This window comes from Streptomyces sp. 63XJN7_1_ISO-PGPR-S23-121 (assembly GCF_056173025.1).
Genome location: NZ_CM149653.1, coordinates 3214114 through 3237265, shown reverse-complemented (window position 1 = coordinate 3237265; position 23152 = coordinate 3214114). Strand labels below are relative to the sequence as shown.

The following is a 23152-nucleotide window of genomic DNA, read 5'->3' as shown; positions in this document are numbered from 1 at the left end:
CCGTCGGCCGGGTCCGTCACCGTGCGAACACCTCGAAGGCGACCGCGGGCCGGTTCCCGAACCGCCGGCCCGTCTGCTCCGCGGTGCGGGTCAGGAATCCGCGCGCGTACGCCTCCGGTTCCTCGTCGGTCAACGCCTCGATGTAGGTGCGGTGTTCGAGCAGCGAGCGGACGGCCCGCTCCAGCCCGGCCGTCGCGTCCACGGCGTGCGTGGGCGTGGCGGAGCCCGCGACGGCGACCCAGCGGACGCCGTCCCAGGGCTCGAGGCCCCGCTCGGTCAGCTCCGGGAAGATCCACCGGTTGCCGGCGTCGCCCGCCGCGTCGAGCGTGGCCCGGCCGACGGCCACGTGGTCCGGGGTGTTCCAGACCACTTGGCCCCAGGTGTCGCGGTGGTTGAGGGTGATGACCAGCTCGGGCCGGTGCCGGCGGATCGCGGCGGCGATGTCCCGGCGCAGGGCGACGCCGTACTCGACGACGCCGTCCCGGTGGTCGAGGAACTCCACCTCGCTCACCCCGACCACGGCCGCGCTCGCCCGCTGCTCCCGCTCCCGCAGCGGGCCGCACTCGGCGGGCGACAGGGTGTCGATGCCCGCCTCGCCGCGGGTCGCGAGGACGTAGGCGACCTCGCGGCCCTCGTCGGTCCAGGCGGCGACCGCCGCCGCGCAGCCGTACTCCAGGTCGTCCGGGTGGGCGACGACGGCGAGGGCGCGCCGCCAGTCGCCGGGCATGGGCTCCAGTTGCGTGATCGTCGGCTCCGTCATGTCCGCACCCTAGTCCGCGGCACCGGCCTCACCCACGGCGACGGCACGGGCGGGACGCGCGCGCCGCCCGCGTGGCCGTGGCGCGGGACCGCCGGTCAGGCCTCGTCGCGGGCCAGCGCCAGCAGGCGGTCCAGGACACGGGGGCCGCCGGCCCGCACGCCGTCGTGCTCGAACTCGTCGGTGACCCAGGTGCGCAGGCCCCGGATGTTCCGGGCGGTGGTGAGCGCGTGGGCGGTGTCGACGTACATGTCGTCGTGGTAGACGGCCGCGGCGGCCGGCACCTCGTTGGCGGCGAGCCGCGCGGGGTCGTACAGGGGCGTCCAGTCGGTGCGGGCGGCGAGCAGTTCGGCGGTCTCGCGCAGCGGGCGCAGTGCCGGGTCGCAGTCGAACGTCCAGGGGTGGATCGTCTCGCCGGTGAACAGCAGCGGTTCGTCGCCCGCGAGGGTCTTGGCGGCGTCGAAGCGCGGGAACTCGGCGCGGACCCGCTCGGCGGACCAGTTCGTCGGGCGCGCGTCCTGCCCGTAGATCGCTTCGTGGACGAGGGCGTACAACGGGTGGCCGGCGAACGACAGCAGGCCCTGGACCTCCTCCTGGAAGGCGTCGGACAGCTCCGCGCCCCGCGGGGTGCGCACGAAGGCGTCCTCCAGCAGGAAGTGCAGGCGGTGGCTGCCCTCGCTGCCGCCGAGGACGATACCGAGCGACTGGAAGGCCTCGACCGTGAGGCGGTAGCCGTTCGGCAGGACGACGTCGTGGGTGAGCAGGTGGTCGGCGATGCGGCGGGCGCGCTCGACGTCCTGCGGGTAGCGGGCGTAGTGCGCCTCGACCTTGCGCTCGATGCGGGGGTAGGCGGCCCGGTAGACGTCGTCGACGTGGGCGTCCAGGGACGGCAGGCCGCCCGTGATCAGGGCGGTGTGCAGGCCCTCGGGCGCCAGGGAGAGGTAGGCGACGGTGCAGAAGCCGCCGAAGCTCTGGCCGAGCACGGCCCAGGGGGCGCCGCCGGTGACCTGGGCGCGGACGATCTCGCAGTCGCGGACGATGGAGTCGGTGCGGAAGTGCGTGAGGTAGTCGGCCTGCTCGGCGGGGCCGCCGCGCAACGGCAGCGTCTGGCGGTTGGCCGGCGTGGAGGCACCGGTGCCGCGCTGGTCGAGGAGCAGGACGCGGTACTCCTCCAGGGCGCGGCCGAGCCAGGAGGGGCGGCCGACGAAGCGGTGCGCCCCGAAGCCGGGGCCGCCCTGGAGGTACACCAGCCACGGCAGGTCGTCCTGCGCCTTGTCGCTCGCGACGACCTCGCGGGCGTACAGCTCGATCGTCTCCCCCGCGGGGTCGGCGTGGTCGAGGGGCACGGTGAATCGGCGGTCGGTGAGGACGACGCCGGGCTGGCGGTAACTGGCGCTCAACGGGGCTCCCGGGGCGGATGGGTCCTACGGTCGGATCTTTCGGCCGTGTCCCAGTTCAGCACATGGTCCTGCGGCCGACGCCCCCCGGGACCGGGACAATGTGCTGAACGGCGGGTCAGCGGGCGGACAGGCTCGAGCGGCGCACCACCAGTTCGGGCTGGAGCACGACCCGCCGGTGGACGTGGGCCCTGTCGTCGTCGCCGTGGCGTTCGGTCTCCTCCAGGAGCAGCTCGGCGGCCATGGCGCCCATGGTGACGGCGGGCTGGCGCACCGAGGTGAGCGGGACCGCGGCGGCCGCGGCGAACTCGATGTCGTCGTAGCCGACGATGGCGAGGTCGTCGGGGACGCCGACCCCCGCGGCGTACATGGCCTGAAGGACCCCCAGGGCGAGCAGGTCGTTGGCGCAGAAGACGGCGGTGGGCCGGTCGGCCAGGCCGAGCAGCCGGGCGCCGGCGTCGCGGCCCGCGGCGACGTCGAGGCGGTCGGTGGGCAGTTCGCGCAGGGTCTCGGGGGCGAGTCCCGCCTCGGCGAGCGCGTTCAGGGCGCCGGTGCGGCGGTCGCGGACCTGGTTGAGGCCGGGCGGGCCGCTGACGTAGGCGAGGGAGCGGTGTCCGGCGTCGACGAGGTGGCGCACCGCCAGGGCGCCGCCGGCGACGTCGTCGACGGAGACCGAGCACTCGGTGGTGCCCTCGGCGACCCGGTCGACCAGTACGAAGGGGATGTTGTGGCGCCGGAAGCCCTCGATGTTGCGGCCGGTGGCGTCGGCCGGGGTCAGGAGCACGCCCCGCACCCGCTGTTCGGCGAAGAGCGAGAGGTACTCGGCCTCCTCGCCGGGGCTCTGGGCGCTGTTGCAGACCATCACGCCGAGCCCCGCCTCGCGGGCGGCCCGCTCGGCGCCGCGCGCGACGTCCACGAAGAAGGGGTTGCCCATGTCGAGGACGAGCAGCCCCATGATGCGGCTGCGGCCCGCGCGCAGCTGGCGCGCGGACTCGCTGCGGACGTAGCCGAGCCGGTCGATCGCGGACAGCACCCGTGCGCGGGTCTCGGCCGCGACGCTGTCCGGGCGGTTGATGACGTTGGAGACCGTGCCCACGGATACTCCGGCGGCGCGGGCGACGTCCTTGATACCCACCGAATGGGCCATCGGGCAGGGACCTCCAGGGTCGGTCTGGGGAGGGGGCGGGAAAACCTTCACATTACCCGCGCCGTCGCGGGGCGGCCTCCGCCCGGCCGGGCGCCGGTGGTGACGGGACGCGGAACGACGCGCCACCGGACGACCGCACCCTGCCGCGGGACCGGACGCGACGACTACCCTGCTTTCCGTCCGATGATCGCAACGATCGCCCGAGGAGCCGCGATGCGTGTCGCCCTGTTCCTGACCTGCGTCAACGACACGCTCTATCCGGACACCGGCCGTGCCGTGGTGAGACTGCTGACCCGGCTGGGCGTCGAGGTCGACTTCCCGGCGGGCCAGACCTGTTGCGGCCAGGCCCACTACAACACGGGCTACCGGCACGAGACGGAGCCGCTGGCCCGGCGCTTCGCCGAGGTCTTCACGGACTACGACGCGATCGTGACGCCGTCGGGGTCGTGCGGCGCGATGGTGCGGGAGTTGTACCCGCGGCTGGGCGAGCGGGCGCGGGCCGAGGGCCGCGGGGACGCCCTGGCCGCCACCCTGGCACCGGTGGTGCCGAAGACGTACGAGCTGACCGAGTTCCTGGTGGACGTGCTGGGGGTGACGGACGTGGGGGCGTACTACCCGCACACGGTGACGTACCACCCGACCTGCCACGGGCTGCGCGCCCTCGGCCTCGGGGACCGGCCGCTCAGGCTGTTGCGGGCGGTGCGGGGGCTGGAGCTGGTGGAGCTGCCGGGCGCCGAGGAGTGCTGCGGCTTCGGCGGCACCTTCGCGGTGAAGAACGCCGACGTGTCCGTCGCGATGGGCACGGACAAGGTGCGCAACGCCGAGGCGACGGGCGCCGAGGTGCTGTGCGCGGCCGACAACTCCTGTCTCATGCACATCGGCGGGACCATGGCGCGGCTGCGGACGGGCATGCGGCCGGTGCACATCGCGGAGATCCTGGCGAGCACGGAGGAGGCGGCCGCATGAGCGGGACGTTCGTGGGGATGCCGGCCTTTCCCGAGGCGGCGCGTGCGGCCGTGCGCGACACGACGCTGCGCGGGAATCTGCGGCACGCGACGCACACCATCCGCGACAAGCGGGCGCGGGCGGTGGCGGAGCTGGACGACTGGGCGCGGCTGCGCGAGGCCGGGAAGCGGATCAAGGACCACACGCTGCGCCACCTCGACCGCTACCTGGTGCGGGTCGAGGAGGCGGTCACGGCGGCGGGCGGCACCGTCCACTGGGCCGCCGACGCGGACGAGGCCAACGAGATCGTGGCCCGGCTGGTGGCGGAGACCGGCGAGTCCGAGGTCGTCAAGGTCAAGTCGATGGCGACGCAGGAGATCGGCCTCAACGAGGCGCTCGAGGCACGGGGCATCCGGGCCTACGAGACCGATCTCGCCGAGCTCATCGTGCAGTTGGGCAGGGACCGGCCGTCGCACATCCTCGTCCCGGCCATCCACCGCAACCGCGGCGAGATCCGCGACATCTTCCGCTCCGAGATGGGGGAGTGGGGCCGCCCGGCGCCCGAGGGCCTGACGGACACTCCGGCCGAGCTCGCCGAGGCGGCCCGGCTGCATCTGCGGGAGAAGTTCCTGCGCGCCAAGGTCGGCATCTCCGGCGCCAACTTCGTGGTCGCCGAGACCGGCACGCTGGTCGTCGTGGAGTCCGAGGGCAACGGCCGCATGTGCCTGACCCTGCCCGAGACACTGATTTCCGTGGTCGGCATCGAGAAGATCGTGCCGACCTGGCGGGACCTGGAGGTCTTCCTCCAGCTCCTGCCCCGCTCCTCCACCGCCGAGCGCATGAACCCGTACACGTCGATGTGGACGGGCACCACCGACGGCGACGGCCCCCGGAACTTCCACCTGGTCCTGCTCGACAACGGCCGCACCGACACCCTCGCCGACGAGGTCGGCCGCCAGGCACTGCGCTGCATCCGCTGCTCGGCCTGCCTGAACGTCTGCCCGGTCTACGAACGGGCGGGCGGTCATGCCTACGGCTCGGTGTACCCGGGCCCGATCGGCGCCATCCTGAGCCCCCAACTGCGGGGCACGGGCAGCGAGATCGACGCCTCCCTGCCGTACGCGTCCTCGTTGTGCGGTGCCTGCTACGAGGTGTGCCCGGTCGCCATCGACATCCCCGAGGTCCTGGTGCACCTGCGGGAACGGGTCGTGCAGGGCGGGCCGGCCGTCCGGGAGGGCAACCGGGTCGTGCTGAAGCCGGCGAAGGGACATGCCGCCGAGCGGGCGGCGATGCGCGCGGCGCGGTGGGCGTTCACGCACCCGGGCGCGCTGCGGGCCGGGCAGCGGCTGGCGTCGCGCACCCGCCGGCTGCATCCGCGCACGCTTCCGGGGCCGGGCCGGGCGTGGAGCGGCGCCCGGGATCTGCCGGCGGTGCCCGCGGAGCCGTTCCGGGACTGGTGGCAGCGCACGCGCGGCGGGAAGGACGGAGCGAAGTGAGCAGCAGGGAACGCATCCTGGGCCGGGTGCGGCGCGCCCTCGCGGACGTGCCGCACGACGACACTCCCTACGAGGACGCGGTCGCCCGGGACTACCTGCGCGAACACGGGCACCGGACCGTCGCGGAGACGGTGGAGCTGCTCGCCGCGAACCTGGCGGAGTACCGGGCGATCGTGCACCGCTGCACGGCCGGTGAGGTGGCGGCGACGGTCACCGGGCTGCTCGCCGCCCGCGGGGCGAGGACGGTGCTCGTGCCACCGGGCCTGGACCCGGACTGGCTCGCGGACGGCGGTCCGGAGCGGGTCCGGGACCGGCCGGAGAGCACGCCGGGGGAACTGGACCGCGTCGACAGCGTGGTCACGGGGTGCGCGGTCGCGATCGCCGAGACCGGCACGATCGTCCTGGACGGCTCCCCCGACCAGGGCCGCCGCCGGATCACGCTCGTGCCGGACCACCACATCTGCGTCGTCCGGGTCCCCGGCCAGGTGGTCGCCTCCGTCCCCCAGGCCCTCGGACGCCTGGACCCGGCCCGCCCGTCGACGTGGATCTCCGGCCCCTCGGCGACCAGCGACATCGAGCTCGACCGGGTCGAGGGGGTGCACGGCCCGCGCACCCTGGAGGTGGTGCTGGCGACCGGCTGACGGCGCGGTGCGTCGCGGGCCGTGCGGCGGGGCGTCGCGGGCCGGGGGTGTCCCTGGGTACACCCCCGGATACGGGCTCTGCGCCCCGTGTGGCCGGGCCGTGCGCTCCGTAGCGTCGTAGGCGAGGCAGCGCACCGGGCGTGCCGCACGGAGGGTGATCACGATGTTCCGCAACCGAGCACGAGGCCGGCACGACCCCGGACCGTCCCCCGAGGCGCTGCGGCTGGTCAAGGTCACCAAGACCTACGGCACCGCCGGGAACACCGTGACCGCGCTGGACGGGGTGACGCTGAGCCTGGGGCGGGGCACGTTCACCGCGGTGATGGGACCGTCCGGCTCGGGCAAGTCCACGCTGCTCCAGTGCGCGGCGGGCCTCGACCGGCCCGACAGCGGGATCGTGAGCGTGGACGGCGAGGAGCTGACGGGCGGCAGCGAGACGGAGCTGACGAAGTTCCGGCGGGGGCGGGTCGGGTTCGTGTTCCAGCAGTACAACCTGCTGGAGACGCTGACCGTCGCGCAGAACACGGTGCTGCCGCTGAAGCTCGCCGGGCGGCGGGTGGACCGCGGGCGGGCCCGGGAGATCCTGGTCGCGGTCGGACTCGGCGACCGGCTGGGGCACCGCCCCGACCAGCTCTCCGGCGGTCAGCGGCAGCGGGTGGCGATCGCCCGCGCGCTGGTGACCGAGCCCCGGCTGATCTTCGCGGACGAGCCGACGGGCGCCCTGGACACGCGCAGCGCCCGCCAGGTGCTGCTGCTGTTGCGGGAAGCGGTGCGGGTGCACGGGCGGACCGTGGTGATGGTGACGCACGACCCGGTCGCCGCCTCCTACGCGGACTCCGTCGTCTTCCTCGCCGACGGGCGTCCGGCCGGCCGGATGGACGCCCCGACCCCGGACGCGGTCGCGGAGCGGCTCGCGCACCTGGGCGACGACGTGCCGGCGGGGGTGTGAGCGATGTTCGCACTGTCCCTGCGGTCGGTCCGGCGACGCCCCGGACGGTTCCTCGCGACGCTGTTGTCCACCTTCCTGGGCGCGGCGGTCGTCATGACGTTCAACTCGATGCACGACACGGCGGCGGGGGCCGGCGTCGACCCGGTGAGCGCGGACACGCTCGGTCTGACGGCGGGCGTCGTCGGCGGGTACGGGACGCTGCTGGTGTTCTTCGCGGTGGCCTCCACACTGACCGTCAACGTGCGCCAGCGCGTCGCCGAGTTGGAGTTGCTGCGGTGCTCGGGGGCGACTCCGGCGCAGATCGGGCGGATGGTCGTGGGTGAGGCGGTGGCCGTGGCCCTGGCGGGCACGGCCCTGGCGGTCGGGCCGGCCGTGCTGGGCGGCCGGGCGCTGCTGGGCATGTTCCAGGACAGCGGGCAGGTGGCGGACTCGGTCGACGCGGCCTTCGGCCCGGTCGCGCTCGGCAGCGGTGTCGCCATCACCCTCCTCGCGTCGGCCGGCGCCGCGTTCCTGGCGGTGCGCCGGGTCACCCGGGGCGGCCGGGCACGGCCGGGCGCACGGCGGTTCCTGGCCTGCGCCGCGCTGGTCACCGGGGCGGCGGGGGCGGCCTCCACGTTCCTGTTCTCGGCGACCGACGAGGCACTGATGGCGGCACCGGCCTACGGGGCGATCCTGCTGTCCGTCGGGTTCGCGCTGCTGTCGCCCGCCCTGCTGACGGGCGTGCTCGACCGGCTGCCGCTCGCCGGCGCGAGCGGCTGGCTGGCGGTGCGCAACCTGCGCGTACGGGCCGGTCACCTCGCCGGGATCCTGGTTCCGCTGATCCTGTTCACCGCCGTGTCCACGGCGACCCTCACCCTGCAGTCCGTGGAGAGCGACGCCGTGCGGGCCTCCGGACTGGTCAAGTCGGTCGACGCCAAGAACCTGGAGACGCTCAACCTCACGGTCGTCGGCATCATCGCGGTCTTCGTCTGCGTCATGCTGGTCAACTCCCTGTACGCGGCGACGGCCTTCCGCTCGCGCGAGTTCGGGCAGCAGCGGCTGGCGGGGGCGACGCCCGGGCAGGTGCTGGGCACGGTCGGCACCGAGGCCGTGATCCTGACGGTCACGGGGGTGCTGTTCGGCACGGCGGCCGCGCTGGCGGGGGTCGTGCCGTTCACGGTGGTGCGCACCGACGCGGTGCTGCCGGACCCGTTCCTCGGCACATGGCTCGCGATGGCGGCGGTGAGCGCGGCGGTGACGCTGGGCACGAGCCTGGTGACGGCCCGACGGGTGCTGCGGGTCCCGGCGGTAGGGGCGGTCGCGCCGGCCGCGTGAACCCCGGGCGGTGCGGGGGGTGTCCGCCCGCGGGCATTCCGTCGCACCGTCCCCGCGCGTGACAGCGGTGCTGAACAAGCGCTTAGATAGGGGGTCGCAGGAACCGTCCCCCGCTGGCCTGGCGGCCACCCTGCTGCACACGCCCGGCCAGCGCCAAGTGTTCGACCCGGTCTTCGACCTGTACTTCCCGCGCCGGTCCGGCGGCCCCGGGATCGCGGAGCGGGCGACGCTCACCGGCTGGCACGGCAGCAGCGACTACGGGGTCGCCCTCGGCGAGTTCGCGGAGCGCTACGGTGCCGCGGTGGGCCCGCGTACGACCGTGTTCGTGCGGGGGGACGCCCGGACGAACATGGGCGACCCGAACCTCGCCGCGGTCCGGGACATCGCCGCGCGGGCCCGCCGGGTGTACTGGCTCAACCCCGAGCAGCGCTCACGGTGGGGCACCGGCGACTTTGCGGCACCGGAGTACGCCGGGCTGGTCGAGATGCACGAATGCCGCAACGCCCGCCAGCTCGGCGCACTGGTGACGCGACTGCTGCCGGTCTGACTAGTCGGCCCTGGCGTACTCCTTCGCCATGGCTCCGGCGAAGTCGTACACCACGCACTGCTCGTCGCCCACGACCCAGGCCTCGTGCCCGGGCGTGCAGACGAAGACATCGCCGGGGCCCACCTCGCTCTCGGTGCCGTCGTCGTCCATGCGGACGCACATGCGGCCCTGCACCACGTAGCAGTTGTGGTGGATCATGCAGCTGTCGGTGCCCGCGATGGGTCCCACCGACTCCGACCAGCGCCAGCCCGGTTCGAAGGTGGCCACGGCGAAGTCGAGCCCTTCCATGTGGACGGCCTCGAGGTGTCCCCGGGGGAAATCACGCCGCTCGTCCGGCTTGTCGAGCGTCTTGGCCTCGAACATGACGCTCCTCCTTCCCTGCACCACCACTCCATCGTCCGCCTGTCAAGTCGGGGCCGCCATTCGGGGGGGCCCGGCCACCGGGCGGTACCGCACGGAGCGGGCGAGCCGTCCGGTCCTACGGCCGTGGGTGGGTGCGCCGCCACGTGGGCCGGGCGTCCGTGCCGCGGCGCCCGGCCGCGGCGGCGCAGCGGGGGCAGACCCGGCGCACCGCGTCGGCCGCGCCCCCGGACTCGGGCAGCACGTCGCCCCAGCCCACGGACGGGAAGCGGGACAGCTGCGACCGGTGGAGGGACAGCCCGCACACGGTCTGGTTCATGCCCTGCTCCCACGCGTGCACCTCGCCGGCCGGCAGCCAGCGGTTGTCCTCCGCGTCCCACCAGCGGCCGGAGGCCGCCACCTCGTAGCGCCGTGTCCTGGCCATCGTCCCGGCCCGCCGCCTTCCTCCGCCGCGTACGTGCTGCTTCGCCGCCGCGAGTGCCCCGGGCCGACGCCGGGCACACGCGCGTACCGCCTCCTGTGTGATCACTCCGCACGCCCTGACCGTTTCGGTCATTTCGTCTGCATAGCATGCGGGGTCCGCGTACCGCGGGTCGGCGTGCGCGGCGCGGCCGCCCGGGGCCCACCCGGCTTCCCGCACGCCCGCCCACGGACCGCCCGCCCCGTACGAGAGGACACCAGATGGCGCCCACGGGCCGTCACAGCGCACCGGCCGAGCACGCCTCCTCCCCGCACGACGCCGTATGGGGCGCCGCCGCCCGGCACCTCGGCCGCCGGCGCTTCCTCACCGTCACCGCGGCCGCCGCCGCGCTCGCCTTCTCCGTCGATCTGCCGGCCCGGGGCGCGGTCGCCGCCCGCGAGCGCACCGCCCGCATCGCCGAGGACCCCTTCACCCTCGGCGTCGCCTCCGGCGACCCCCTGCCGGACTCGGTGCTGCTCTGGACGCGGCTGGCGCCCGAGCCGTTCCTGGAGGACGGCGGCATGGGCACGGAACGGGTCGCGGTCGAGTGGGAGGTGGCCCTCGACGACCGCTTCGCGGGCGTCCTGTTCCGCGGCACCGCCGACGCCCACGCCGAGTACACCCACAGCGTGCACGTCGACGTCACGGGTCTGACGCCGGGCACCGAGTACTACTACCGCTTCCGGACCGGGTCCTGGATCAGCCCGACCGGCCGCACCCGCACCGCCCCCGCGCCGGGCAGCGACACGTCCGGCCTGAGACTGGCCGCCGTCGCCTGCCAGGCCTACCAGGACGGCTACTACACGGTGCACCGGCACCTGGCCGAGGACGACGTCGACGTGGTCCTCCACCTCGGCGACTACCTCTACGAGTACGCGGTGAACCCGGCGGGGGGCGAGCGCCGCTACACGGACCTCACGCTGCCCGGCGTGTTCAACCGCGAGACCATGACCCTCGCCGACTACCGGCTGCGCTACTCGCTCTACAAGAGCGACCAGGACCTCCGGGCCGCGCACGCCGCCCACCCCTTCGTCGTCACCTGGGACGACCACGAGACGGAGAACAACTACGCCGGGAGCGTCCCGGAGAACGCCGTGCCGCCGGCCGAGTTCCTGCTGCGCCGCGCCGCCGCCTACCGCGCGTACTGGGAGAACCAGCCGCTGCGCGCCGCCCAGCTGCCCCAGGGCCCCGACGCGCAGCTGTACCGCCGGCTGCACTGGGGCACGCTCGCCCAGTTCGACCTCCTGGACACCCGTCAGTACCGCTCCGACCAGGCCTACGACGACCGTCCGCACGCTCCCGGCGCCGAGTCGGACGACCCGGCGCGCACCCTCACCGGTGCCGCGCAGGAGAAGTGGCTGATCGACGGCTGGCGTGACTCGACGGCGCTGTGGAACGTCATGCCGCAGCAGGTCTGCTTCTCCCAGCGCAAGTTCGACGTGACCGCCGACGCCGCGCTCTCCATGGACGCCTGGGACGGCTACCGGGCCTCCCGCGGCCGGGTCGTCGCCGGGGCGAAGTCGGCCGGGGTGGACAACTGGCTGATCCTCACCGGCGACGTGCACGTGGCCTACGCCTTCGACGTCAAGGACGACTTCGACGACCCCGCGTCCGCGACCCTCGGCACGGAGGTCACCTGCACCTCCGTCTCCAGTGGCCGGGACGGCGTGGAGCGGCCCGCCAACTGGGACACGTACATGCGGGCCAACCCGCACCTGAGGTTCTACGACGGCAGGCGCGGCTACGTCCGGGTCCGGCTCGACCGCCAGGCGGCCCGCATGGACTTCCGGACGGTCTCCGCCGTCACCACGCCCGGCGCCGCCGTCACCACGGCCGCGTCCTTCGTCACCGAGGCGGGGTCCCCGGGGCTGAAGCCGGCCTGACCCGGACGCGGTGCGCCCGCGCGTGTACTGCACTTGCACCCCACCGCGTCCCCCATCGCGCGAAAGACGCCCGCGTCCGGCGTCGCCGCGGGGATTTCGGGCAAGGCCTGTGATCCGCCCCAGTCGCAGCGTGACCCACGGTCACCCACTGTTCTCCGCTGTCTCGCACAGCACTCGAAGGAGGCACATCGCATGGTCGGCAGACATGCCGCGCGCACCCGCCGCGCCGCCCTGACCGCGCTCGGCGCGCTCGCCCTGACCGCGCTCCCCCAGGCCGCGTCGGCCGCGCCGCCGCCCGCACCGGGGCCGCTGCCCACCGCCGCCCGGACACTCGGCGCCGACACACCGTCGACGCAGGTGCTGCACGCGATGGAGCGCGACCTGCGGCTGACGCCGGATCAGGCGACGGCCCGGCTGGTCAACGAGGCGGAGGCCGGCACCCGTGCGGGCCGGCTGCGCAACACGCTGGGCGACCGCTTCGCCGGCGCCTGGGTGAGCGGCGCGACCTCGGCCGAACTGACCGTCGCCACCACCGACGCCGCCGACGCCGGCGCGATCCGGGCCGAGGGCGCCACGGCGGCGGTCGTCGAGAAGCCGCTGGCCCGGCTCACGGCGGTCAAGGAGAAGCTGGACGCCGCCGCCGTGCGGACGCAGACCGCCGAGACGCCGGTCTGGTACGTCGACGTGCGCACCAACCGGGTCATGGTCCAGGCGCGCAGCGAGGCGGCCGCGACGGCCTTCGTCAGGAGCGCCGGCGTCGAGGCCGAGAACGTGGGCGTCGAGGTGTCCCCTGACCGGCCCCGGCTGCTGAAGGACCTCGTCGGGGGCGACGCCTACTACATCGACGCCCGGGCCCGCTGCTCCATCGGCTTCTCCGTCACCAAGGGACAGCAGCAGGGCTTCGCCACGGCCGGCCACTGCGGCAGGCCCGGCGCGAGGACCACCGGGTACGACCAGAGCGACCAGGGCACGTTCCAGAGTTCCACCTTCCCCGGCAAGGACATGGCCTGGGTGGCCGTCAACTCCGACTGGACGGCCACGCCCGACGTCAAGGCGCAGGACGGGCAGAAGGTGCAGGTCGCCGGCTCGGTGGAGGCACTGGTCGGGGCGTCGGTGTGCCGCTCCGGGTCCACCACGGGCTGGCACTGCGGCACCGTCCGCCGGCACGACACGAGCGTCAGCTACGCCGAGGGCACCGTCGACGGTCTGACCGAGACCACGGTGTGCGCCGAACCGGGCGACTCCGGCGGCCCCTTCGTCGCGGGCGCCCAGGCGCAGGGCACCACGTCGGGCGGTTCCGGCGACTGCACCAACGGCGGCACCACGTTCTACCAGCCGGTCAATCCGCTGCTCAGCGACTTCGGTCTCACCCTGAGGACCACGGCCGCCCAGTCCCAGACGCCCGCGCCGCAGGACGACGCGGCCGCGGACGCGTGGGCCGCCGGCCGGGTCTACCAGGTCGGGGCCACGGTGACCTACGCGGGTGTGCGGTACCGGTGCCTGCAGAACCACCAGGCGCAGGGCGCCTGGTCGCCGGAGGGCACGCCGGCCCTGTGGCAGCCCGTGTGACGGTCCGCCACGAGCTCGGGGCACGCGCCTTCGGCACGGGGTGACCGCCCCGCGCCGGAGGCGTGTCCGTCATCCCTCGGCGAGGAACGCGTAGGCGGTGGCGACGAACGGGTCGCGGGCCCGGAAGCGGCGGGTGCACACCGCGGCCAGGGCCGTGCCGGTGTCGGGCCGGAAGCCGAGGGACGCCTGCTGGCCGAGGGTGGCCCCGCCGTGGAAGTACATCGGCCCGCCGTCGGTGGGATGCCGGAACCATGCCACGGTGTGCACGTGACGGTGCCCGGGGCCCCGCCGGAGCACCGGCACCCGCACCGCGCCCAGGGCGCCGGCCGCCGGGGAGCCGGCCGGGGCGAGGTGGGCCTCGAGGAAGGCGAGCAGGTCGTGCGGGGTGAGCGGACGGCCCCGGCGGCCGGGAAGCCGCCCGCGTCGAAGGGCGGTACCGGGGTGCGGCCGTCCTTGCCGTGCCCGGCGGCGTCGGTCCTGGGCTCCTCGGCCGACAGCGCCGTACCGCTCAGGCCGAAGGGGCGCAGGACGTGCTCGGTGAGCAGGTCCGGCCAGGCCGTGCCGGTGGCGGCCGCGAGGGCGTGGCCGAGGACGGAGACGCCGAAGTTGGAGTAGCGCCAGCGCGTGCCGGGCCGGCGCCTCGGGCGGTGGCGCAGGAAGGCGTCGACGACACGGGCGGCCGGGTAGCGGGCGTAGGGGTTGGTGCGCCGGGCTGGCAGGGTGCGCGGGAGGAAGTCGCGCGGCAGCGCGGGCAGTCCCGCCTCGTAGCCGGGGTGCCGGTGTCCGGCCGAGGCGAAGGCCGCGTACACCTCCAGCGGATAGGTGGCGAAGGGCTCCAGTGACTGCATCAGCAGGAACAGCTCGCCGCCGCGGGTCTGTTGCCAGGCGAACTCCAGCAGGCCGGAGACGCGTGCGTGCAGCGGGTCCGACGGCGGGGTGCACAGGGACACGGACGCGCAGACCCGGGCCAGTTCGCCGAGCGGTTTCCAGGTGCGGTTCACCTGGCCGTCGCGGCCAGGGCGTCCTCGCCGAGCGCGAAGCGGTCGCGGTGGGCGTGCATCCAGGCGAGCGCGGTCTCCTCGATCCGGCGCACGTGCCGTGTGTCCCGCTCGTCCCACGCGCCGCCGTCGTGCGCCGTGTTCGTGGCACCGGCCGTGTGCGTCGCGGGTGCCGCGGTCACAGCAGGACTCCGGCCGGCATCAGCCGCGCCGCCTCCAGCTGGAGGGCCACGCGCGGGTCTCCGCCGCCCATGAGCCGGACGAAGTCGAGGCCCGCCTCGAGACCGAGGGTGTCCGGCACGCCGTCCAGGAGGGCGAGCCAGCGTCCGGCTCCGGCCGCCTGCTGCCAGTCCCGGCGGCGCACCGCCCGTACGAAGCCCCGGGCGACGTCCACCGGGCGGCGCCGGGCCGCGCGGGCCACCGCGCTGTCCTCGCCGGGGAGGGCGAGCGGGGCGAGCACGGCGAGCTGATGGGTCAGCTGCTGCCAGCCGGCGTCGTCGAGCCAGCCGGCGTCGGGCTCGGCGCCCCCGTCGGTCCGGCCACAGGTTCTTCGAGGCGTCGCAGGGCGCGGGCCATCGCCCAGTGGCTCCACACGACGGTGGGGGCCGCGTCGGACCGCGGCGGGTGGGCCGCCACGGCGTCCCTGAACACGGCGAGCAGGCCGGGGTCGGGCGGAACGCCCTTGAGTTCGGTGGGCAGCAGTGTGTCGGCGCCCAGGATGCGTATCGCGGCACGTGCGATGCCCGCGCCGTCCGTCGTCGGGGTGCCGCCCGCTCGCGCGTGGTCTCCGCTCCGAAGAGCGGAGACCACGTCCGAAGCGAGGTCCAGCACCGTGCCCTGGAGAAGGGCCGATGTGCTCGACTGCTCCATCTCACTGCTCCCGTCGGTCCGTCAGCCCTTCTTCGGGCGCGGGGTCGGGGGCGAGAGCAGCAGATGCCCGCCGCCGGACTGCAGGGCGAGACCGCCGCACTCACGGCTGTCCCGGAAGACTCCGTCGGGCTCGGCGGGGTCGAGTGCCGCTTCGATGTCGATGTCCTCGGTGACTTCCGCGAGCATCCTGTCGTTGGAAGGCATTTCACCATCTCCTCTGGTAGCAAGAGGCCTTCGCACCACAGGTGTCCGACACGCCACAAAGCATGCCTGTCTTCTCGGAATTCACAGAAGATAACTTCTTCAACAATTCGGACAGTCAGGACATCGTGCGGACCACGCGCAGCGTCCGCAGCGACGAGTCGGCGGCGTCCGGGATCAGGACACCGTGCTCGGCGCCGCTGCGCAGGTAGTCGAGGACCTCGTCGGTGATGACCTCGCCGGGGGCGATCACGGGCACGCCCGGCGGATAGGGGCTGATCGTCTCCGCGCAGACGCGCCCCGCGGCCCGTTCGGTCGGTACGTGCTCCACCTCGGCGAAGAACGCGGCGCGCGGCGACATGGCCTGCTCCAGCTCCAGCACCGGGGGTTCGGGCAGGCGGACGGGCGGCCGGCGCTCGATGGACCCGGCCCCCTCGACGAGGGCGCGCAGGGCGCCCAGCAGGACCTCCTCCGTGTGGTCGTCGTCGGCGTGGGTCACCGATGCGCTGATGCGGCAGGTGTCGGAGCCGCCGAGGTCCACATGGCAGTGGTCCCGCACCCACTCGGTCGCCTGCATGCCGCTGACGCCCAGTTCCCGGACGTCGATCACGATCTTGAGCGGGTCGAAGGAGGCGGCGAGCCCCGCGTCGACGACTTCCCGGCCCATGGGCCGCAGACCGGGCATGTCCGCGGCCGCCGCCCGGATCCGCTCCGCACGGCGCAGGGCGGCGTCCAGCAGGTCGTGGCCCTGCTCGACCATCTGCCGCCGCCAGCCGTCGAGCGTGGCGTACACCAGCGACGAGGCGCTCGTCGTACCCAGCAGGTCCTCACGCTGCGCCAGCACCTCGGGCGACACCCGGTCGTACTGGAGGTGGAAGACGGAGCTCTGCTCGATCGCGCCGCCCATCTTGTGGACGCTGGTCACCACCAGGTCGGCCTCGGCGTCCATCCCCCAGGGGGGCAGGGCGGGATGGAAGGGCAGATGGGCGCCCCAGGCCTCGTCCACGATGAGGGGCACGTCGTACTCGTGGCACACCCGGGCCACGCCCGTGATGTCCGCGCAGGTGCCCCAGTCCGTGGGCGTGATCAGCAACATGCCCTTGGCGTCCGGGTGTTCCTCGAGTTTGCGGCGGACGTCGTCCGGCTCCGGCGGGTGGGCGAGGTGCCGTTCGGCGTCGAACCGCGGGTGGACCCAGACCGGTTCGACGCCGTTGACGACGACCGCCGCGACCACCGCCTTGTGCGCGTTGCGCGACAGCAGCAGCTTCTCCCCCGGGCCGGCCACGGACAGCATGGCGGTCTTGACCGACAGGGAGCTGCCGCAGGTGGAGAAGAAGGCATGCTCGGCGCCGACGGCGTCCGCCATCAGCTCCTGCGCGGCGCTGAGCACCCCCTGGGACTGACGGCGGTCGTCGAGCCCGTTGAGGGAGAGGACGTCCGAGCGGAACACGTCGATCCCGACGATCTCCGCGACCCGCGGATCGACCCCGCGGCCCTGCTTGTGACCCGGTGGGCCGTAGGCGATGTCTCCCCGCCGCCGGAAGTCCTCCAGCGCCTCCAGAACGGGCACCCGCGAGTGATCCATCGTTCCTCCCACGTCGGTTCGGGGGCGCCGTCCGTCCGTGGTTCACGGCCCCGTGGCGCATGGGAACGTATTGCACCCGCCCGGCCGCCGAAACCCGGTGCGTGTCACGGCACCCGGATGGTGGCACCCGCACACCGGCAGGAAGCCGGAGCACCCGACGCGAGGAGGCGGCGTGGCCCGCACGCTCGACGACGTCCACGAGGACATCCGCCAGGAGGTGGCCGGCCGGGCCGGGGCGCTGTGGGACGTGGCGCTGCGGCTGCACGCCGACCCCGAGTACGCGTTCGCCGAGCACCGGGCGGCCGCCCTGCTCACGGGGGAGCTGGAGGGAGCCGGTTTCACGGTCGAGCGCGGCACCGCCGGCATGCCGACCGCGTTCGTCGCCCGCTCGGGCGAGGGCCGCCCCGCCGTGGCGCTGCTGCTGGAGTACGACGCACTGCCCGGCCTCGGTCACGCCTGCGGCCACAACCTGATCGCGGCGGCGGGTCTGGGCGCCGCCCTCGCGGTGCACGCCGTCCTGGGCGGCTCGGCGGGCTGCGTGACGGCCGTGGGCACGCCCGCGGAGGAGGGCGGGGGCGGGAAGGTCGTGGAGGTGGAGGCCGGGGTGTTCGACGGGGTGGACGCGGCGCTGATGTTCCACCCGGGGGTGTACGACTGGCGACGGGCGCCGCTGACCGCGCAGGTGCAGTACCGGGTGGCCTTCCACGGGCGGGCCGCCCACCCGACGGGCAACCCGACCGAGGGCGTCGACGCGCTCGCGGCCCTCGTGGAGCTGTTCAACGTCCTGGCCGTGGTCGGCCGGCGACTGCCGGAGGCTTCCCACGTGCAGGGCATCGTGACGCACGGAGGGACCGCCACGAACATCGTGCCCGAGTTCGCCGAGGGGCTGTTCGGGCTGCGGGCGGCCACCTCGCGCGCACTGGACGAGCTGATCGGGCAGCTGCGCGAGTGTGCGGAGGGCGTCGCCCGGGCGACCGGTACGCGGGCCGAGGTCGAACGCGCCACGGTCCGCTACGACCACTTCCGGGACAACGGGGTGCTGTCCGACCGGTTCGCGGCGCATCTGTCCGCGGCGGGGATCGCGCTGACGCCTCCGGTGCCCGGTGTGTACCTGGGCTCGTCGGACGTCGGCAACGTGAGCACGCGCGTGCCCGCCATCCATCCGTTCGTCGCGATCATGGGCGAGGACGGCTCCGACCACACCCCCGAGTTCGCCGCGGCCGCCGCCTCCGGCCGGGCCCGTGAGGTCCTGACCGCCGCCGCCGGGGCGCTGGCGTGCACGGCCGCCGACGTGCTGCTGCGCCCGGACCTGCGGGAAGCGGCCTGGGCACGGCACCGCGCGGCGGAGGCGGGTGAGGGCTGAACCGCCCTCCGGCAGACGTGCTCGCCGGGCACCCAGGGTGTCCTGGTCACGCCTCGTCGTCCTCCGCCGGAACCACGGTCAGCAGGTCGTCGCGGCCGGACAAGGCCTCCAGGGACAGGGTGCGGTAGCCGGCCCGGTCGAACAGGACGGTGATGCGGTCGCCGTCCTCGCTCAGCACCGTGCCCTCGCCCCACTCGCCGTGCCGTACCTGGGCGCCGACCGGATAGGCGGAGGCCTCGGGGTGGGCGGCCGGTCCCCCGGCCCCGCCGTCCCCCGCCCCGGCGTCCTGCGCGTCGCACACGTCGCAGGCGCCGCACGGGGGCTCGTACTCCTCGCCGAAGTAGCCGAGCAGGAACCGCCGTCTGCAGCTCGTGGTCTCGGCGTAGGCGCGGGCCATGTCCACGCGGGTGCGGTCGGTCCGCCGGTGCGCCTCTGCCGCGTCCCCGGCCAGGTCGGCCGCCTCGTCGGGCGGGGTGCCCGGATCGGGGCGCACCTCGCCGTCCTCGCCGGTGTCGACGGCGCCGGCCTCCTCGAGCAGGTTGACCGCCGCGGTGACGCGGTTGCGCGACAGCCCGGTGTCCCGGCGCAGCCGGTCCACACCGGCGGGGTCGCTCCGGTGGTCGTGGACGGCGTCGGCGACGTCGGACAGCGCGCCGCGGCCGGGGGTGCGGGCGGCGAACCAGCTCCGCATGCCGGTGTCCTCGGGCCGGTAGTGCAGTACGGCGAGGGCGGGCTCGCCGTCCCGTCCGCAGCGGCCGATCTCCTGGTAGTAGGCGTCCGGCGAGCCCGGCAGGGAGGCATGCAGCACGAACCGCACGTCCTCCTTGTCGATGCCCATGCCGAAGGCGGAGGTGGCCACCACGACGTCGGCGGCGCCGGAGAGGAAGGTGTCGTGGATGCGGGCGCGTTCCCCGGCGCGCAGTCCGGCGTGGTAGGCCTCGGCCGTCAGTCCGAGCCGGGCCAGTTCGCCGGCGTAGTGCTCGGTGTCCTTGCGGGTCGCGGCGTAGACGATGCCCGGCTTCGGCTCGGCGGCGGCCCGTTCGACGATCGCCAGGCGCCGCTCGTCCTCGTCGAGGAACCGGCGGACCTCCAGCCGGATGTTCGGCCGGTCGAAGCTCGTCACCGTCAACCGCGGCCGCTCCATGCCGAGCCGTTCGACGATCTCCCGGCGCACGGGCGGGGCCGCCGTCGCGGTGAGGGCGAGCACCGGGGGCCGGCCCACTCGCCGTACCGCCTGCTCCAGGCGGAGGTAGTCGGGCCGGAAGTCGTGGCCCCAGGAGGCCACGCACTGGGCCTCGTCGACCACGAACAGGGCGGGCTCCAGCTCGGCCAGCCGCTCCACGACCTCGTCCTTGGCGAGCTGTTCCGGGGACAGGTAGAGGAACCTGGCCTCGCCCCGCCGCACCGCGTCCCAGGCGGCCTCCGCCCGGGCGGAGGTGAGGTCGGAGTTGACCGCCACCGCGCCGGGGGCGCGGGCGCCGTCGGGCAGACCGGCGATCTGGTCCCGCTGGAGGGCGAGCAGCGGCGAGACGACGACGACCGGGCCGGACAGCAGCACGCCGGGGACCTGGTAGACGGCGGACTTGCCGGAGCCGGTGGGCATGACGACGAGGGTGTCCCGTCCGGCCAGGACCGCTTCCATGGCCTCGAGCTGCGCGGGCAGGAGGGTGTCCCAGCCGTACACCTCCTCGGCTGTGCGCCGCAGGCGTTCGGTGCCCTCCGCCGTGTCCGACGGCCGTTTCCCGCCCATGGCCCCTCCCTCGTCGATCGGTGAGCCGCCGCGCGGTACGCCCGGCGTCCCGGCCCGGGTACCCGTCCGGGCCGTCGCCAGTGCCTCACCGGCCCTGCGGGGCCCGTCACACCCGCCGCAGCCGCCACACGTTGTCGTCGCGGTGGCCCTCGGCGCCCTCGGGCGAGGTGTGCGGCCGGCGGACGGTCTCCCTGGTCTCGACCGTCCACTCTCCGGCCGGCAGTGCGAGCTCGGCGAGGACGCCGTCCAGGGTGGGGAAGTCGGCGTCGAAGGGCGGTTCGGTCTGCCACGTGGGCCAGCCGACTGCGGTGCCGTGGCCGGGCCGGTGGGTGCGGTTGCGTCCGTCATCGCCTCAAGTGCTCCGTTCCTCGGCGCGTACGTACGTCCCTGCCGTCGGCCCCGCGTACCCACCGGCGCCTCGAACATGACACGGGGGCACATCCAGCCCCGCCCACACCTTTTCACCCTTTCTGCGCCTCATGTCCGACGGTCGCGTCATCTTCACGGGACGCGGGCCCATCACCCGTACGGCCCCGGGCACCCGTCAGGAAGTCGTTCACCGCGGAGGGGGACCTGCGTCGTGGTTGTCGTTGCCGTCCTGCTGCTGCCCGCACTCGGGCTGCTTCTCTTCACCATGACGTGGCTGGAGGACCGGATCTTCCGGGACACGGAGCCCGCCCGGCACGCCCGGCGCCGGCATCTGCGGCTGATCCCGGGCGGCGGCGCCGGCGCGGGCCGGGGCCCAGCGCCGGCCGCGCGGCACTCGGCCTCAGCGGACCGGGACGCCGCCTGACCCCGGGCCCGCCGGCAGGGCCCGCGCACGGGCGGCACGCCGCTCGGGCCGCCAGGTGGACACCAGGGCGCCCGCGAGCAGCAGCTCGGCGATGTCACCGCCGTAGTACATGATCTCGGCGCCCTGCCGGACCTGGTCGACGGGCGCGTGGACGTCGATGAGGAACCCGCCGTACATCGCCTGGGCGATGAGGGCGTGAGCGGCGATCGCGATGCCGAGGTACACGAGCCGGGCCGGCACGCCGGGCCGCGCGGGCGCCGGATCGGGGCCCGCGACGGCGTACGCGAAGAGGCAGCCGGACAGCAGGAAGTGGGCGAGCGTCAGCCAGTGCCCGGCGGGGTGGGACATGACCGTGCCGAGGAGCGGGGTGAAGTACAGCGCGCCGAGGGTGCCGGTGCTCAGCGCGAGCGCCGTGGCGGGGTGGGTGACCAGGCGCGCGGGACGGCTGTGCAGCAGCCCGGTCACCCGGCGGGCGTGCGCCGGCGGCAGGGTGCGCAGCAGCAGGGTGACCGGCGCGGCGAGGACCAGGAGCAGGGGCGCGTACATGCCGACGAGCATGTGCTGGGCCATGTGGCCCCGGAAGTCGGTGTGCGCGGCCGGCCCCAGCGGCGGCAGCAGCGCGACGGCGAGCAGCGCCACCCCGCCGAGGAACGACGCCGACCGCCGGCCGCTCCAGCCCCGCGCGGGGTTGCGGCGCCGGGCCCGGCGTACGGCGAGCAGGTAGGCCGCGGCCGGGAGCGTCAGCAGGACCAGCGGGACGAAGAGGGTTGTCGCGGCACCCGGCACGACGTCACCGTCCGGACCGTGGTGGTGCGTGGCGTGCGCGCCGTCCGCCGGGCCCATCAGGCGGGGCCTCCGGACCGTCCCGTGCCCCGGGGGGCGCCGGGGTCGAAGGGCCGGGCCCCGCGCCGGATGAGGTGACCGCCGGCCAGGAGCAGGACGCCGAGGGCCAGGAACCCGGCGTCCCACCACGCCTGGTGGGGGCCGCCGTGGACGTGATGAATGCCCAGAATCTGATGGTCCAGGAGGCCTTCTACCACGTTGAACAGGCCCCATCCGGCCAGGATCCAGCCCCACAGCACCCTCGACGCCCACACCGCGCGCCGGTTGTGGGTGACCCGGGAGTACAGCAGGGCCAGACCCAGCAGGACGGAGATCCAGCACACGGTGTGGAAGACGCCGTCCCACACGGTGTTCATCTCCAGGCCGGAGACGGTGTTCGGGTCGTAGTACTTCACCCCGATGCGGTCGTGGTCGGTGCTGGTGAGCATGTGGTGCCACTGCAGGAGCTGGTGGAGCAGGATGCCGTCGACGAAGCCGCCGAGCCCGACCCCGAGGAGGATGCCGGGCAGCCGGATGCTGTTCGCCGCCTCCGTGACCGCCCGGGTCTCACCTGTCGTGGTGGCCATGCCTGTTCTCCGTCCCGTCGGCTGTGCGCGGAGCTTCCGGACACGGTTTCCCCGCCCCGCGGGTTCATGTCACCGTCCGGCGGGATCCCGTCGCCGTTTTCCGTCACTCGGGTGACGGGCGCTCACGTGCGGGTGCGCGTCGTAGGGTGAGGAGGCGAACGGGCCGGTCGACCGCGGCGGAGCGGGGCCGGCCGAGCGGACACCTAGGAGCGCCATGGACACCGTGCAGCACGACGACGCCGACGCGGAGTTCATCGCCTTCTGGCAGGAGCGCCGGGTGTGCTTCCTGTCGACGCCGCGCGCCGACGGCAGCCCGCACCTGGTCCCGGTCGGCGTGACGTACGACCACGCGACCCGCACCGCACGCGTCATCACGAGCCGGGGCACCGCCAAGGTGCGCAACATCGAGCGGGCCGGCGGGGCGGCCGTCGCCGTGGGCCAGGTGGACGGCCGGCGCTGGTCCACGCTGGAGGGTGTCGCGACCGTACGGGACGACGCCGATGCCGTCCGGGAGGCGGAGGAGCGGTACGCGGCCCGTTACCGGCAGCCCCGGGCGAACCCGGAGCGGGTCGTCGTCGAGATCGAGGTGCGGCGCTGGCTCGGCACGGTGCGGCCCCGGCGCCCGGAGGCTCCCGGCCCGGCGACGAGCTGACCGGACGCGCGCCGGGCGCGTGTGCCGCGAGCCCCGGATCGGGACGGCACGGCACACACGCGGCCG

The 23152-nt window shown here is 74.5% G+C and carries 20 protein-coding genes and 3 pseudogenes; 11 read left to right on the top strand and 12 right to left on the bottom strand.

The window, feature by feature from the left end:
* Positions 1-16: 16 nt before the first annotated feature.
* The 3 genes from AC0VYN_RS14020 to AC0VYN_RS14010 form a co-directional block, all read right to left on the bottom strand.
* Complete coding sequence (locus AC0VYN_RS14020; protein WP_475536263.1) at positions 17-760, bottom strand: PIG-L deacetylase family protein; 744 nt, start codon at positions 758-760, stop codon at positions 17-19.
* A gap of 95 nt (positions 761-855) precedes the next feature.
* Positions 856-2157: an alpha/beta fold hydrolase gene (locus AC0VYN_RS14015; RefSeq protein WP_475536262.1), complete on the bottom strand. Its 1302-nt coding sequence runs from the start codon at positions 2155-2157 to the stop codon at positions 856-858.
* A gap of 115 nt (positions 2158-2272) precedes the next feature.
* Positions 2273-3301 (bottom strand): LacI family DNA-binding transcriptional regulator, encoded by a 1029-nt coding sequence (locus tag AC0VYN_RS14010; protein ID WP_475536261.1) that lies wholly within the window; start codon positions 3299-3301, stop codon positions 2273-2275.
* A 213-nt stretch (positions 3302-3514) separates the two neighbouring features.
* Here AC0VYN_RS14010 and AC0VYN_RS14005 point away from each other — a divergent pair, with 213 nt between their 5' ends.
* The 6 genes and pseudogenes from AC0VYN_RS14005 to AC0VYN_RS13980 all read left to right on the top strand — a co-directional run.
* Positions 3515-4267, top strand: a complete 753-nt coding sequence (locus tag AC0VYN_RS14005) for a (Fe-S)-binding protein (protein WP_385472736.1) — start codon at positions 3515-3517, stop codon at positions 4265-4267.
* Positions 4264-5742: a LutB/LldF family L-lactate oxidation iron-sulfur protein gene (locus AC0VYN_RS14000; protein ID WP_475536260.1), complete on the top strand. Its 1479-nt coding sequence runs from the start codon at positions 4264-4266 to the stop codon at positions 5740-5742. The genes AC0VYN_RS14005 and AC0VYN_RS14000 overlap by 4 nt, the downstream gene beginning before the upstream one ends.
* Positions 5739-6383 carry a LutC/YkgG family protein gene (locus AC0VYN_RS13995; RefSeq protein ID WP_475536259.1) on the top strand — a complete coding sequence of 215 codons (645 nt, stop codon included), beginning with the start codon at positions 5739-5741 and terminating at the stop codon, positions 6381-6383. The genes AC0VYN_RS14000 and AC0VYN_RS13995 overlap by 4 nt, the downstream gene beginning before the upstream one ends.
* A gap of 163 nt (positions 6384-6546) precedes the next feature.
* On the top strand, positions 6547-7332 hold the full coding sequence (locus AC0VYN_RS13990; RefSeq protein WP_475536258.1) for an ABC transporter ATP-binding protein: 786 nt from the start codon (positions 6547-6549) through the stop codon (positions 7330-7332).
* A 3-nt stretch (positions 7333-7335) separates the two neighbouring features.
* Positions 7336-8646 carry an FtsX-like permease family protein gene (locus AC0VYN_RS13985; RefSeq protein WP_475536257.1) on the top strand — a complete coding sequence of 437 codons (1311 nt, stop codon included), beginning with the start codon at positions 7336-7338 and terminating at the stop codon, positions 8644-8646.
* Positions 8647-8863: 217 nt separating this feature from the next.
* Positions 8864-9193 (top strand): annotated as a pseudogene (locus AC0VYN_RS13980) (VWA domain-containing protein); the annotation flags it as partial.
* Here AC0VYN_RS13980 and AC0VYN_RS13975 read toward each other — a convergent pair.
* Positions 9194-9556: a cupin domain-containing protein gene (locus tag AC0VYN_RS13975; RefSeq protein ID WP_475536256.1), complete on the bottom strand. Its 363-nt coding sequence runs from the start codon at positions 9554-9556 to the stop codon at positions 9194-9196.
* A gap of 115 nt (positions 9557-9671) precedes the next feature.
* On the bottom strand, positions 9672-9977 hold the full coding sequence (locus tag AC0VYN_RS13970) for a hypothetical protein (protein ID WP_475536255.1): 306 nt from the start codon (positions 9975-9977) through the stop codon (positions 9672-9674).
* 257 nt (positions 9978-10234) lie between these two features.
* Here AC0VYN_RS13970 and AC0VYN_RS13965 point away from each other — a divergent pair, with 257 nt between their 5' ends.
* On the top strand, positions 10235-11896 hold the full coding sequence (locus AC0VYN_RS13965) for an alkaline phosphatase D family protein (RefSeq protein ID WP_475536254.1): 1662 nt from the start codon (positions 10235-10237) through the stop codon (positions 11894-11896).
* 192 nt (positions 11897-12088) lie between these two features.
* Positions 12089-13465, top strand: coding sequence for a trypsin-like serine protease (locus AC0VYN_RS13960; protein WP_475536253.1), 1377 nt, complete (start codon positions 12089-12091; stop codon positions 13463-13465).
* A 69-nt stretch (positions 13466-13534) separates the two neighbouring features.
* Here AC0VYN_RS13960 and AC0VYN_RS13955 read toward each other — a convergent pair.
* The 4 genes and pseudogenes from AC0VYN_RS13955 to AC0VYN_RS13940 form a co-directional block, all read right to left on the bottom strand.
* A pseudogene (locus tag AC0VYN_RS13955) lies at positions 13535-14525 on the bottom strand (serine hydrolase domain-containing protein).
* A 116-nt stretch (positions 14526-14641) separates the two neighbouring features.
* Positions 14642-15333 (bottom strand): annotated as a pseudogene (locus tag AC0VYN_RS13950) (hypothetical protein).
* 21 nt (positions 15334-15354) lie between these two features.
* Positions 15355-15537: a hypothetical protein gene (locus AC0VYN_RS13945; protein ID WP_475536252.1), complete on the bottom strand. Its 183-nt coding sequence runs from the start codon at positions 15535-15537 to the stop codon at positions 15355-15357.
* A gap of 115 nt (positions 15538-15652) precedes the next feature.
* A complete protein-coding gene (locus AC0VYN_RS13940) occupies positions 15653-17119 on the bottom strand; it encodes an aminotransferase class I/II-fold pyridoxal phosphate-dependent enzyme (RefSeq protein WP_475536251.1) in 1467 nt (488 codons plus the stop codon).
* A 172-nt stretch (positions 17120-17291) separates the two neighbouring features.
* Between AC0VYN_RS13940 and AC0VYN_RS13935 the strand changes: the two genes are divergently transcribed.
* Positions 17292-18482, top strand: coding sequence for an amidohydrolase (locus AC0VYN_RS13935; protein WP_475536250.1), 1191 nt, complete (start codon positions 17292-17294; stop codon positions 18480-18482).
* Between the two features lie 46 nt (positions 18483-18528).
* On the opposite strand, the gene AC0VYN_RS13930 is transcribed toward AC0VYN_RS13935, so the two are convergent.
* Positions 18529-20232, bottom strand: a complete 1704-nt coding sequence (locus tag AC0VYN_RS13930; RefSeq protein ID WP_475536249.1) for a RecQ family ATP-dependent DNA helicase — start codon at positions 20230-20232, stop codon at positions 18529-18531.
* Between the two features lie 580 nt (positions 20233-20812).
* On the opposite strand from AC0VYN_RS13930, the gene AC0VYN_RS13925 reads away from it, so the two are divergent.
* Positions 20813-21025 (top strand): hypothetical protein, encoded by a 213-nt coding sequence (locus tag AC0VYN_RS13925; RefSeq protein WP_475536248.1) that lies wholly within the window; start codon positions 20813-20815, stop codon positions 21023-21025.
* Here AC0VYN_RS13925 and AC0VYN_RS13920 read toward each other — a convergent pair.
* Both AC0VYN_RS13920 and AC0VYN_RS13915 read right to left on the bottom strand, forming a co-directional pair.
* A complete protein-coding gene (locus AC0VYN_RS13920; RefSeq protein WP_475536247.1) occupies positions 21002-21868 on the bottom strand; it encodes a cytochrome c oxidase assembly protein in 867 nt (288 codons plus the stop codon). The genes AC0VYN_RS13925 and AC0VYN_RS13920 overlap by 24 nt on opposite strands.
* A complete protein-coding gene (locus AC0VYN_RS13915) occupies positions 21868-22434 on the bottom strand; it encodes a DUF2243 domain-containing protein (RefSeq protein WP_475536246.1) in 567 nt (188 codons plus the stop codon). Before AC0VYN_RS13915 ends, AC0VYN_RS13920 begins: the two co-directional genes overlap by 1 nt.
* A 214-nt stretch (positions 22435-22648) precedes the next feature.
* Between AC0VYN_RS13915 and AC0VYN_RS13910 the strand changes: the two genes are divergently transcribed.
* Positions 22649-23086, top strand: a complete 438-nt coding sequence (locus tag AC0VYN_RS13910; RefSeq protein ID WP_451692508.1) for a PPOX class F420-dependent oxidoreductase — start codon at positions 22649-22651, stop codon at positions 23084-23086.
* The last annotated feature ends 66 nt before the right edge of the window (positions 23087-23152 follow it).

What these genes read in the sequence shown, in the direction of transcription:
- AC0VYN_RS14020 (WP_475536263.1), bottom strand. Translation starts at nt 760, where the DNA reads ATGACGGAGCCGACGATCACGCAACTGGAGCCCATGCCCGGCGACTGG.
- AC0VYN_RS14010 (WP_475536261.1), bottom strand. Translation starts at nt 3,301, where the DNA reads ATGGCCCATTCGGTGGGTATCAAGGACGTCGCCCGCGCCGCCGGAGTA.
- AC0VYN_RS14005 (WP_385472736.1), top strand. Translation starts at nt 3,515, where the DNA reads ATGCGTGTCGCCCTGTTCCTGACCTGCGTCAACGACACGCTCTATCCG.
- AC0VYN_RS14000 (WP_475536260.1), top strand. Translation starts at nt 4,264, where the DNA reads ATGAGCGGGACGTTCGTGGGGATGCCGGCCTTTCCCGAGGCGGCGCGT.
- AC0VYN_RS13990 (WP_475536258.1), top strand. Translation starts at nt 6,547, where the DNA reads ATGTTCCGCAACCGAGCACGAGGCCGGCACGACCCCGGACCGTCCCCC.
- AC0VYN_RS13985 (WP_475536257.1), top strand. Translation starts at nt 7,336, where the DNA reads ATGTTCGCACTGTCCCTGCGGTCGGTCCGGCGACGCCCCGGACGGTTC.
- AC0VYN_RS13975 (WP_475536256.1), bottom strand. Translation starts at nt 9,556, where the DNA reads ATGTTCGAGGCCAAGACGCTCGACAAGCCGGACGAGCGGCGTGATTTC.
- AC0VYN_RS13970 (WP_475536255.1), bottom strand. Translation starts at nt 9,977, where the DNA reads ATGGCCAGGACACGGCGCTACGAGGTGGCGGCCTCCGGCCGCTGGTGG.
- AC0VYN_RS13965 (WP_475536254.1), top strand. Translation starts at nt 10,235, where the DNA reads ATGGCGCCCACGGGCCGTCACAGCGCACCGGCCGAGCACGCCTCCTCC.
- AC0VYN_RS13960 (WP_475536253.1), top strand. Translation starts at nt 12,089, where the DNA reads ATGGTCGGCAGACATGCCGCGCGCACCCGCCGCGCCGCCCTGACCGCG.
- AC0VYN_RS13945 (WP_475536252.1), bottom strand. Translation starts at nt 15,537, where the DNA reads ATGCCTTCCAACGACAGGATGCTCGCGGAAGTCACCGAGGACATCGAC.
- AC0VYN_RS13940 (WP_475536251.1), bottom strand. Translation starts at nt 17,119, where the DNA reads ATGGATCACTCGCGGGTGCCCGTTCTGGAGGCGCTGGAGGACTTCCGG.
- AC0VYN_RS13930 (WP_475536249.1), bottom strand. Translation starts at nt 20,232, where the DNA reads ATGGGCGGGAAACGGCCGTCGGACACGGCGGAGGGCACCGAACGCCTG.
- AC0VYN_RS13920 (WP_475536247.1), bottom strand. Translation starts at nt 21,868, where the DNA reads ATGGGCCCGGCGGACGGCGCGCACGCCACGCACCACCACGGTCCGGAC.
- AC0VYN_RS13915 (WP_475536246.1), bottom strand. Translation starts at nt 22,434, where the DNA reads ATGGCCACCACGACAGGTGAGACCCGGGCGGTCACGGAGGCGGCGAAC.
- AC0VYN_RS13910 (WP_451692508.1), top strand. Translation starts at nt 22,649, where the DNA reads ATGGACACCGTGCAGCACGACGACGCCGACGCGGAGTTCATCGCCTTC.